The organism is Staphylococcus sp. GW823-FHT05F06, from assembly GCF_058795495.1.
Genome location: NZ_JBXAHW010000027.1, coordinates 1 through 11,259 on the forward strand (window position 1 = coordinate 1; position 11,259 = coordinate 11,259).

General features: G+C 33.2%; 11 protein-coding genes. 8 read left to right on the forward strand and 3 right to left on the reverse strand.

Annotated elements, in window-relative coordinates; genetic code table 11:
- Positions 1-225: 225 nt before the first annotated feature.
- Positions 226-420, reverse strand: a complete 195-nt coding sequence (locus tag AC1Q7N_RS11345; RefSeq protein WP_001829320.1) for a YjzD family protein — start codon at positions 418-420, stop codon at positions 226-228.
- Positions 421-701: 281 nt separating this feature from the next.
- Here AC1Q7N_RS11345 and AC1Q7N_RS11350 point away from each other — a divergent pair, with 281 nt between their 5' ends.
- Both AC1Q7N_RS11350 and fabF read left to right on the forward strand, forming a co-directional pair.
- Positions 702-1,643 carry a beta-ketoacyl-ACP synthase III gene (locus AC1Q7N_RS11350; protein WP_001829261.1) on the forward strand — a complete coding sequence of 314 codons (942 nt, stop codon included), beginning with the start codon at positions 702-704 and terminating at the stop codon, positions 1,641-1,643.
- 11 nt (positions 1,644-1,654) lie between these two features.
- Positions 1,655-2,899: a beta-ketoacyl-ACP synthase II gene (gene fabF / locus AC1Q7N_RS11355; RefSeq protein ID WP_001829324.1), complete on the forward strand. Its 1,245-nt coding sequence runs from the start codon at positions 1,655-1,657 to the stop codon at positions 2,897-2,899.
- A gap of 70 nt (positions 2,900-2,969) precedes the next feature.
- Here fabF and AC1Q7N_RS11360 read toward each other — a convergent pair whose 3' ends face one another.
- A complete protein-coding gene (locus tag AC1Q7N_RS11360) occupies positions 2,970-3,341 on the reverse strand; it encodes a DUF3899 domain-containing protein (RefSeq protein WP_002468457.1) in 372 nt (123 codons plus the stop codon).
- Between the two features lie 240 nt (positions 3,342-3,581).
- Between AC1Q7N_RS11360 and opp3b the strand changes: the two genes are divergently transcribed.
- The 5 genes from opp3b to AC1Q7N_RS11385 are packed head-to-tail and all read left to right on the forward strand — an operon-like array spanning position 3,582 to position 9,273.
- The gene (gene opp3b, locus AC1Q7N_RS11365) at positions 3,582-4,508 is read left to right on the forward strand and encodes an oligopeptide ABC transporter permease (RefSeq protein ID WP_002470381.1); all 927 of its coding nucleotides are present in this window, start codon (positions 3,582-3,584) and stop codon (positions 4,506-4,508) included.
- Positions 4,508-5,578, forward strand: coding sequence for an oligopeptide ABC transporter permease (opp3C, locus tag AC1Q7N_RS11370; RefSeq protein ID WP_049387418.1), 1,071 nt, complete (start codon positions 4,508-4,510; stop codon positions 5,576-5,578). Before opp3b ends, opp3C begins: the two co-directional genes overlap by 1 nt.
- A gap of 14 nt (positions 5,579-5,592) precedes the next feature.
- Positions 5,593-6,672: an ABC transporter ATP-binding protein gene (locus AC1Q7N_RS11375; RefSeq protein WP_001829326.1), complete on the forward strand. Its 1,080-nt coding sequence runs from the start codon at positions 5,593-5,595 to the stop codon at positions 6,670-6,672.
- The gene (locus AC1Q7N_RS11380) at positions 6,665-7,603 is read left to right on the forward strand and encodes an ABC transporter ATP-binding protein (RefSeq protein WP_001829319.1); all 939 of its coding nucleotides are present in this window, start codon (positions 6,665-6,667) and stop codon (positions 7,601-7,603) included. The genes AC1Q7N_RS11375 and AC1Q7N_RS11380 overlap by 8 nt, the downstream gene beginning before the upstream one ends.
- A gap of 26 nt (positions 7,604-7,629) precedes the next feature.
- Complete coding sequence (locus AC1Q7N_RS11385; RefSeq protein ID WP_002485207.1) at positions 7,630-9,273, forward strand: peptide ABC transporter substrate-binding protein; 1,644 nt, start codon at positions 7,630-7,632, stop codon at positions 9,271-9,273.
- 57 nt (positions 9,274-9,330) lie between these two features.
- Here the strand turns inward: AC1Q7N_RS11385 and trpS are convergent, their stop codons facing one another.
- Positions 9,331-10,320, reverse strand: coding sequence for a tryptophan--tRNA ligase (gene trpS, locus AC1Q7N_RS11390; RefSeq protein WP_001829285.1), 990 nt, complete (start codon positions 10,318-10,320; stop codon positions 9,331-9,333).
- A gap of 290 nt (positions 10,321-10,610) precedes the next feature.
- Between trpS and spxA the strand changes: the two genes are divergently transcribed.
- Positions 10,611-11,006 carry a transcriptional regulator SpxA gene (gene spxA / locus AC1Q7N_RS11395; protein WP_001829294.1) on the forward strand — a complete coding sequence of 132 codons (396 nt, stop codon included), beginning with the start codon at positions 10,611-10,613 and terminating at the stop codon, positions 11,004-11,006.
- Positions 11,007-11,259: the final 253 nt, after the last annotated feature.

An 11,259-nucleotide genomic window follows, 5' to 3' on the forward strand; every position in this document is an offset into this window, starting at 1 on the left:
ATTCAAAAAAATTAAAATGAACGGTTTAGTTAAGTAATGCTTATTTTAATTATAAGTACTTGACTAATCGTAGGAAAAGAGTCCGGGTCATAAAACTATGTCCCGGGCTCTTTTATAATATAAAGGCAGTTGATGATTGAATTAAAAATACGTTAATATCAATCTTTTCAACACATGTTATAGGAGGACAATCATTCATGCCCTCCTACACTATTATTTAAAGAATTAAGATTCGTATTGATTTGAACCTTTAGACGGCTTAAGAATTGGATCTAAAATAGCTACAACAATAGTGAAGATGACAGCAATAATAATTGGATTAATTACATTTAGTTCTGGTCCACTATTTAAGCTATTCAATACGAAATTAACCATTTGAAGTAACAATACTGCCCAAATGAATGTCATGAGGTATCTCATATTATATAACCTCCACTTGTTTATTCGTTAACTCTATTTTAAGTGATAATATCTTATTTGTATAGTATAAATCTAAGACGTTGGTTATCTCATACTTTTAATTAAAAGTAAAATAAGAAATTAGAGTATGTTGCAATTATAAAGATGTATTTAGTGAAGTTTGTTAAAATACATAATGGAAATGTTTTGTATTGATTGGGAGGCTCTCTGCTTGAGTTTAAAAACATGAATATGTTAAATTAATACCTGGTATTAAAAATTTTTTAAGAAGGTGTACAACCATGAATGTGGGTATTAAAGGTTTTGGTGCATATGCACCTAAAAATATTATAGACAATGCCTATTTTGAGCAGTTTTTAGAAACTTCAGATGAATGGATTTCTAAAATGACTGGTATTAAAGAAAGACATTGGGCAGACGAAGATCAAGACACATCTGATTTAGCATACAATGCAAGTATTAAAGCGATAGAGGATGCCGGCATTCAGCCAGTAGATATAGACATGATTATCGTTGCTACAGCTACTGGGGATATGCCTTTCCCAAGCGTGGCTAACATCTTACAAGAAAGACTAGGAACAGGTAAGGTTGCTACTATGGATCAACTTGCTGCATGTTCTGGCTTTATGTATTCAATGATTACTGCTAAACAATATATACAATCTGGTGATTACAAACATATTTTAGTTGTGGGTGCTGATAAATTATCTAAGATTACCGATATGACTGACCGTTCTACTGCTGTATTATTTGGAGACGGTGCTGGAGCTGTTGTCATGGGAGAAGTTGCTGAAGGTCGTGGTATCATTAGCTATGAAATGGGTTCAGACGGTAGTGGTGGTAAATACTTGTACTTAGATAGAGAAACTGGCAAACTCAAAATGAATGGTAGAGAAGTATTTAAATTTGCTGTGAGAATTATGGGTGATGCATCTACGCGTGTAGTTGAGAAAGCTGGTTTATCGTCTGAAGACATAGACTTATTTGTTCCACATCAGGCTAATATTAGAATTATGGAATCTGCGAGAGAGAGATTAGGAATAGAAAGAGAAAAAATGAGTGTTTCAGTAAATAAATATGGTAATACTTCGGCTGCCTCAATACCATTAAGTATTAATCAAGAATTGCAAAATGGAAAAATCAAAGATGACGATACTTTAGTCTTAGTTGGCTTCGGTGGAGGTCTAACTTGGGGCGCAATCGTTATTAAATGGGGAAAATAGGAGGATAACGTATGAATAAAAATAATAGAGTTGTTATAACGGGTATCGGAGCCTTATCTCCAATTGGTAACGATGCTAAAACAACATGGGACAATGCACTAAAAGGTGTTAACGGTATAGATAAAATCACAAGAATAGATACTGATGATTATAATGTACATCTTGCTGGTGAATTGAAAGATTTTAATATAGAAGACCACATTGATAGAAAAGAAGCTCGCCGTATGGATCGGTTTACACAATACGCGGTGGTTGCTGCAAGAGAAGCGGTTAAAGATGCACAATTAAATATTAATGAAAAAAATGCCGACCGTATTGGTGTATGGATTGGTTCTGGTATCGGTGGTATGGAAACTTTCGAAGTTGCACATACAACACTTGTAGAAAGAGGACCACGTCGAGTAAGTCCATTTTTCGTTCCAATGTTAATTCCTGATATGGCTACTGGTCAAGTTTCTATTGATTTAGGTGCCAAAGGGCCCAATGGTTCTACAGTAACAGCTTGTGCTACGGGGACTAATTCAATAGGTGAGGCATTTAAAATTATTCAACGTGGTGATGCAGATGCAATGGTGACTGGTGGAACAGAGGCACCTATTACACATATGGCAATCGCAGGGTTTAGTGCAAGTCGTGCATTATCTACAAACAATGACCCTGAAACAGCTTGTCGACCATTCCAAGAAGGCCGTGATGGCTTTGTTATGGGTGAAGGGGCAGGTATTGTTGTACTTGAATCATTAGATTCAGCTAAAGAGAGAGGTGCTGAAATTTACGCTGAAGTTGTAGGTTATGGTTCCTCTGGCGATGCACATCATATTACAGCACCTGCGCCTGAAGGTGAAGGCGGCTCAAGAGCTATGCAAGCTGCTTTAGATGATGCTGGAATCAAAGCTCAAGATGTACAGTATTTAAATGCACATGGCACAAGTACACCAGTTGGAGATTTATATGAGGTTCAAGCGATTAAAAATACATTCGGTGATGCTGCGAAGTCATTAAAAGTAAGTTCAACTAAATCAATGACTGGACATTTATTAGGTGCTACAGGTGGAATTGAAGCTATTTTTTCTGCGCTATCAATTCGTGATTCAAAGGTAGCCCCTACAATACATGCAATCACACCAGACGAAGAATGTGACTTGGACATTGTTCCGAATGTAGCCCAAGACTTAGACATTACCTATGCAATGAGTAATAGTTTAGGATTTGGTGGACATAATGCAGTGTTAGTATTTAAAAAATTTGAAGACTAAAATTAAATAAATGTAAACAAAAATCTTCAAGTGATGAGTTATTAATTTAGCTACTCACTTGAAGATTTTTTTATATTAATAAAGATACTCCGATACTCACAATTATATAAGTGAGGTTAATAATCAATGTTGGAACTACCCATGGAGAAATAATATAACTTTCTTTTTTAACTTTTTGTGGATTGAAAAAGTGGTCATTTTTCATCATACGTTTTCTCTTAGTTGAGGAAAGTTGATACTTTAAACGACGAAATCCAAAACTTGTAGCATCAAATATTCCTTCTTGAATGAGTAAAATAAGGAAAGCAATTATAAAAATAATGAATGATGTATAAAATAAGATGTTGACTAAATTTATAAAGTGATTTGAATAAAATAACCATATAATTATTGATAAAACTGGCGTAAATAATGACGAAAGCAAATAAGAATTTATGGACATTAATGAAACCTCCTATCTATGCTAAATGTATTTTAACTTAATATTAGAAAAGGGTGGATTTTTATATTGCAAAAGTAAGAGAATAAAACAAAAAAGTCATTTATCTATATTTACTATAGTACTGTAATGCAAAATGATATTGCAATTGTATAAATATTATAGATATAATAAAGATTAATATTTCTGAAAATTATGAAGGGAATGTCAATTTTGAATATTCTTTAATTTAGGAGGGTGTATATGACTAAATATGTGTTGAAACGATTGTGTTATATGTTTGTGTCGTTATTTATTGTTATAACAATTACATTTTTCTTAATGAAATTAATGCCAGGATCTCCGTTTAATGACACAAAACTTAATGCGCAACAAAAAGAAATATTAAATGAAAAGTACGGTTTGAATGATCCAGTAGCATTACAATATGTTAATTATTTGAAAAATGTAGTAACAGGTGATTTTGGCAACTCATTTCAATATCATAATATGCCAGTGTGGGATTTAGTTAAACCACGATTGATACCTTCAATGGAGATGGGAATAACAGCTATGGTTATTGGTGTTGTTTTAGGTTTAGTATTAGGTGTTGCTGCTGCTACTAAACAAAATACATGGGTAGACTATACAACAACAATTATCTCTGTTATCGCAGTATCAGTGCCGTCATTTGTCTTAGCAGTTTTATTGCAGTATGTATTTGCAGTTAAGTTAGAATGGTTTCCAGTTGCAGGATGGGAAGGTTTTTCTACAGCTATTTTACCTTCTCTAGCACTATCAGCTACAGTTTTAGCAACTGTTGCAAGATATATTAGAGCTGAAATGATTGAAGTACTCAGTTCAGATTACATACTTTTAGCTCGAGCTAAAGGAAATTCTGCTTTAAAAGTGCTCTTTGGACATGCATTACGAAATGCATTAATTCCTATTATTACAATCATTGTACCTATGTTAGCAGGTATATTAACAGGAACATTAACAATTGAAAATATCTTTGGTGTTCCAGGATTAGGTGATCAATTTGTTCGTTCTATAACTACAAATGATTTTTCAGTCATCATGGCTACAACGATATTATTCAGTACTTTATTTATTGTTTCGATCTTTATTGTAGACATTTTATATGGTGTTATCGATCCAAGAATTCGTGTACAAGGGGGCAAGAAATAATGAGTAATAAAGAAGATGTTACAAACATTAATGGCGATATTTCTAATGCCACGATGTCACATACAAGTAATGATATTTCGAATACAGATTTTATAATTAGAGATTTAGACTTGAATCAAGAGCCTGAAATGCTGCGTGAAAGTAAGAATTTTTGGCAAGATGCTTGGTCACAATTGAAACGTAATAAATTAGCAGTAATCGGAATGATAGGTTTGTTGCTTATAGTTATTATGGCATTTATAGGACCATTAATGAATAAACACGATTTTGCTGAGCAGAATGTTGATCATCGTAATCTCCCAGCAAAAATACCATTATTAGATCATGTTTCATTTTTACCTTTTGACGGTAAAGGTACGGACGGTAAAAATGCTTACAAAGAAGCAGGTGCGAAAGAAAACTATTGGTTTGGTACTGATCAACTTGGACGTGATTTATGGACACGTACTTGGAAAGGTGCTCAAATTTCACTTTATATTGGTGTAGTTGCTGCATTATTAGATATTTGTATTGGCGTTGTATATGGAGCCGTTTCTGGTTTCTTTGGAGGCAGGGTAGATGATGTGATGCAAAGGATTTTAGAAATTATTGCTTCTATACCCAATTTAATTGTCGTTATTTTATTCGTACTTATTTTTGAACCATCAATTTGGACTATTATATTAGCTATGTCAATTACTGGCTGGCTGGGGATGAGTAGAGTGGTACGTGGAGAATTTTTAAAATTGAAAAATCAAGAATTTGTTTTGGCATCTCAAACATTGGGTGCTTCTAAATTCAAGTTAATCTTTAAACATATATTACCTAACACATTAGGAGCAATTGTCGTTACATCAATGTTTACTGTTCCAAGTGCAATATTTTTCGAAGCATTTTTAAGCTTTATTGGAATAGGGGTGCCTGCGCCTAAGACGTCATTAGGATCTCTTGTCAATGATGGGCGTGCAATGTTGTTGATACATCCTCATGAATTATTTATTCCAGCAATCATTTTAAGTTTATTGATTTTATTCTTCTATCTATTTAGTGATGGACTACGTGATGCATTCGACCCAAAAATGCGAAAATAAAGGAGGTAAAAGTAATGACAGAAACGGTATTAGAAGTAAATGATTTGCACGTTTCCTTTGATATTGCTGCAGGAGAAGTGCAAGCTGTCAGAGGCGTGGATTTTCATTTAAATAAAGGGGAAACGTTAGCCATTGTTGGAGAATCTGGATCTGGAAAATCTGTAACAACTAAGGCAATTACAAAACTTTTTCAAAAGGATACAGGAAGAATAAAAAAGGGAGAAATCTTATTTTTAGGTGAGGACTTAGCTCAGAAAAGTGAAAAAGAACTGATACAGCTAAGAGGTCGAGATATTTCAATGATATTTCAGGATCCTATGACTTCTTTAAATCCAACAATGCAAATCGGAAAGCAAGTCATGGAACCTTTGATTAAACATAAGAAATTAAGTAAAGCAAAGGCCAAGCAAAGAGCATTGGAAATTTTGAATTTAGTTGGGTTACCTCGTGCTGAAAAACGATTTAAAGCTTATCCACATCAATTTTCAGGAGGACAACGTCAGAGAATAGTTATTGCAATAGCATTGGCATGTGAGCCTAAAATATTAATTGCTGATGAGCCTACAACTGCTTTAGATGTGACAATGCAGGCTCAAATTTTAGATCTTATGAAAGAACTACAAAATAAGATTGAAACTTCAATTATCTTTATTACGCATGATTTAGGCGTTGTAGCAAATATTGCGGACAAAGTAGCCGTAATGTATGGGGGACAGATGGTTGAAACAGGGGATGTGAATGAAATATTTTATGATCCTAAACATCCCTATACCTGGGGATTGCTTTCTTCAATGCCTGATTTAACAACCAGTAATGACACGGACTTAATTGCAATTCCAGGTACACCACCAGATTTACTTCATCCACCAATTGGTGATGCTTTCGCACGTAGAAGTCGATATGCTTTAGATATTGATTTTAAAGAAGAACCACCTTGGTTCAAAATTTCACCCACACATTTTGTTAAATCTTGGTTATTAGATGCAAGAGCTCCAAAAGTTACGCCACCTTCAATGGTTCAAAAACGATTAAGAACAATGCCAAGTAATTATGAACAACCACATAGAGTAGAGAGGGTGGCTTTTAATGAGTAATGAAAATGTATTATTACAAGTTAAAAATTTAAAACAGTATTTTAATCAAGGTAAACATAATGAAGTTAAAGCGATTGATAATATAAGTTTTGATGTTTATAAAGGGGAAACTTTAGGCCTAGTAGGAGAGTCTGGATGTGGTAAATCAACGACTGGAAAAGCCATTATCAAATTAAATGATATTACTGATGGCGCAATCGAGTATGATGGTAAAGATATTCATCAAATTAGAAAACGTAAAGAGCGATTGAAGTTTAATAAGAAAATTCAAATGATATTTCAAGATCCTTATGCATCTCTAAATCCTCGGTTAAAGGTAATGGATATCGTAGCTGAAGGAATAGATATTCACAAACTTGCTAGTAGTCAGCGTGATCGAAAGAAACGTGTATACGACCTTTTAGAAACAGTTGGTTTAGGTAAAGAACACGCGAATCGTTACCCACATGAGTTTTCAGGCGGACAAAGACAACGTATTGGTATCGCACGTGCATTAGCTGTAGAGCCAGAATTTATTATTGCAGATGAACCGATATCAGCATTAGATGTATCGATTCAAGCTCAAGTCGTTAATCTTTTATTAAAGCTACAACGTGAACGTGATATTACTTTATTGTTTATTGCTCATGATTTATCAATGGTGAAATATATTTCCGATAGAATTGCAGTGATGCACTTCGGTAAAATTGTAGAAATTGGACCGGCTGATGATATTTATAATTATCCATTACATGATTATACTAAGTCATTATTAAGTGCCATTCCACAGCCTGATCCTGATGTTGAGAGAAATCGTCAACGTGTTTTATATCATGAAGATGCAACGCTTAATGAAGAACGTCAATTAAATGAAATTAGACCACAACATTATGTATTTTCTACTCAAAACGAAGCAGTTAAATTGAAACAAAAGTATGGTTTGTCTGTTTAATAAGTTAAGAAAGGAGGAATTAAAGGATGAAAGGTTTTAAAGTCTTAATTATTTTATTAAGTGTATGCATAATTTTATCTGCTTGTAGTAATAAGCAGAGTTTATATTCAGACCAGGGGCAAGTTTTTAGGAAGGTAATCACACAAGATATGACTACACTAGATACAGCTTTAATTACAGATGCTGTTTCTGGTGATATAGCAGCTCAAGCTTTTGAAGGATTATATACTTTAAATAAAGGAGACAAAGCTGAACCAGCTATTGCTAAATCTTTTCCAAAGAAAAGTAATGGTGGCAAAACACTTACGATTAATTTAAGAAAAAATGCAAAATGGTCCAATGGAGATTCGGTAACTGCATATGACTTCGTATATGCGTGGAGAAAGGTAGTTAATCCTAAGACGGCTTCTGAGTTTGCATACATAATGAGCGATATAAAAAATGCAGATGAAGTTAATGCAGGTAAAAAATCAGTCAAGGATTTGGGTATCAAGGCTATAGGTAAATATAAATTACAAGTAGATTTAGAAAGACCTGTACCTTATATTAATGAACTATTAGCACTTAATACATTTAATCCTCAAAATGAGAAAGTTGCTAAAAAGTTTGGAGAACAATATGGTACAACTGCTGAAAAAGCAGTGTACAATGGACCATTTGAAGTAACAAATTGGAAAGTGGAAGATAAAATTCAATTAGTTAAAAATGAACAATATTGGGATAAGAAGAATGTAAAATTAGATAAAGTGAACTATAAAGTATTAAAAGATCAACAAGCAGGTGCATCGTTATATGATACTGGCTCGGTCGATGATACTATTATAACTTCTGAACAAGTTGATAAATATAGAGGAGAATCTGCTTTGAATTATCGTTTAACAGCAGCAACATTCTTTATTAAAATGAATCAAAAAACAGTTCCTGAATTTAAAAATAAGCATTTAAGATTGGCTATATCTCAAGCAATAAATAAAAAAGGGTATGTCAATTCTGTTTTAAATGATGGTTCGCTACCATCAAATAATTTTACTGGAGTAGGAACTGCCGATACACCGGATGGCAAAGATTTTGCAAGAACCATCAAATCACCATTAAAATTCAACCCTGATTTAGCGAAAAAGAATTGGAGAGAAGCACAAAAAGAATTAGGAAAAAATAAATTTACTTTTACGATGAACACACAGGATACACCTGCTTCAAAAATTGCTGCCGAATATATAAAATCTCAAATTGAAAGTCATTTGCCAGGTGTGACACTCAAAATTAAACAAATGCCATTTAAACAAAAAACTACTTTAGAATTAGCAAATAACTATGAAGCAAGTTATTCAGGGTGGAGTCCTGATTATCCTGACCCAACAGCATTTCTTCAAACAATGACAAAAAATAATGCACAGAATAATACAGATTGGAGTAATAAAGAATACGATCAATTACTCAAAGATGCTAACAGCAAGCTTTTACGAAAGCTAGGTGAACGTAATACCTCATTACAAAAAGCGGAATATATCTTATTACATGAAGCGCCAGTCGCTCCTGTTTATCAAAAAGGAGAAGCACACTTAACGAATCCGCAAGTAAAAGGATTACAATATCACAAAGTAGGGCCTGAAACGACGCTTAAACATGTCTATATTGATAAATCAATCAATAGGGAGACAGGTAAATAGAAGTATAAAAATGCCTCGAAAATTATTTTCGAGGCATTATTTGTATATTATATAGTATTATCTTTTTCGACCTAAGCCCATTGCTTTTTCCATTTTTTTCAATGTTTTAAATGAAGCTTTTTGAGCTTTTTCTTTACCTTTATCTAGAATATCATCTAGGTCATCAGAATTATAAAAGCTTGCATATTTTTCTTGGAAATTAATAAGAAAATCTTTAACGATTTCCGATAAATCACCTTTAAATTTACCGTAACCTTCACCTTCATATTTAGATTCAATATTCTTAATAGATTCATTAGTTAGACCAGAATATATTGAAAGTAAATTTGAAATGCCTGGTTTATTCTCACGATCAAATTTTATTATACCGTCAGAGTCTGTTACAGCGCTTTTAATTTTTTTGGCAGCTACATGAGGTTCATCCAATAAAGAAATGAAATTCTTCTGATTATCATCACTTTTACTCATTTTTTTAGTAGGATCTTGTAAACTCATCACACGCCCACCAACTTTAGGCATTCGTACCTCTGGTTTTACTAATACATCGTTATATCTACTATTGAAACGATCTACTAAATTACGTGTCAGTTCCATATGCTGTTTTTGATCATCACCAACAGGGACAATGTTAGTGTTGTAAATCACGATATCAGCCGCCATCAATGGTGGATAAGTGAGTAGACCAGCAGGCACTCCATCTGCGCGTTTCTGAGCTTTGTCTTTAAACTGAGTCATACGTTCCAATTCACCAATAGAAGCTATTGTTGTAAGCATCCAACCAGCTTGCACGTGTGCAGGGACTTCAGATTGAATAAATAAAGTCGATTTATCTGGATCAATACCTGTTGCCAAATAAATTGCTGCGAGTTGACGTATTTGTTTGCGTAATTTTAAGCGGTCTTGTGGTACCGTTATTGCATGTTGGTCTACGATACAGAAAAAACATTCATAGTCATCTTGAACATCTACAAATTGTTTTAATGCACCAATGTAGTTACCAATTGTTGGAATACCACTTGGCTGAATTCCTGAGAATAAAGTTTCCATATTAGATGCCTACTTTCTAATTAATATTGTTTATGTAACATTATAACAGTATTTCGTTAATTTGTAAGTTGTGTTAAAATATCAATATCTGGGTATATCATTAAAGAGAGATATACATTTTTATTTATTTTTAAGATTTCTCAGAAAAATTAGGTTTTTCTCATTTAATTTTAATCTTAGCCATTTATAATAATAAGTGTAAGATTAAGAAAGCTAAAAACTTAATTTCTTTAATTAACAAATAATTTTAAAATAATGAATTAAATTCATTCTATAGGAGAGTGAGATGTATGGTAACATTATTTACTTCACCAAGTTGCACATCTTGCCGTAAAGCGAAAGCATGGTTACAAGAACATGATATTCCGTATACGGAGCGTAACATTTTTTCTGAACATTTAACAATTGATGAAATTAAACAAATTTTAAAAATGACTGAAGATGGAACTGACGAAATTATTTCAACACGTTCTAAGACATATCAAAAATTGAATGTAGATATAGATTCATTACCATTACAAGATTTATACTCAATCATTCAAGATAATCCTGGCTTGTTACGTCGTCCAATTATTTTAGATGATAAACGTTTACAAGTTGGATACAACGAAGATGAAATTCGTCGTTTCCTACCACGAAAAGTACGTACGTTCCAATTACAAGAAGCGCAACGTTTAGTTGATTAATAATAATATTAACAACTTCCTTGAAAGATATTTGAGAGTGGAATAGAATTCTTGCTGATTTCGTTCTTCCACTTTGGTAACGAAGAATCGTGTTGAACAACGCTTAACATATGCGTATTAACAATTTAGTCATCGATTGCCATTCGTTAAAGTATGCCTAGGACATTTTTCGTCCTAGGCTCTTTCCTACGATTAGTCAAGTACTTATAATTAAAATAAGCATTACTTAACTAAACCGTTCATTTTAATTTTT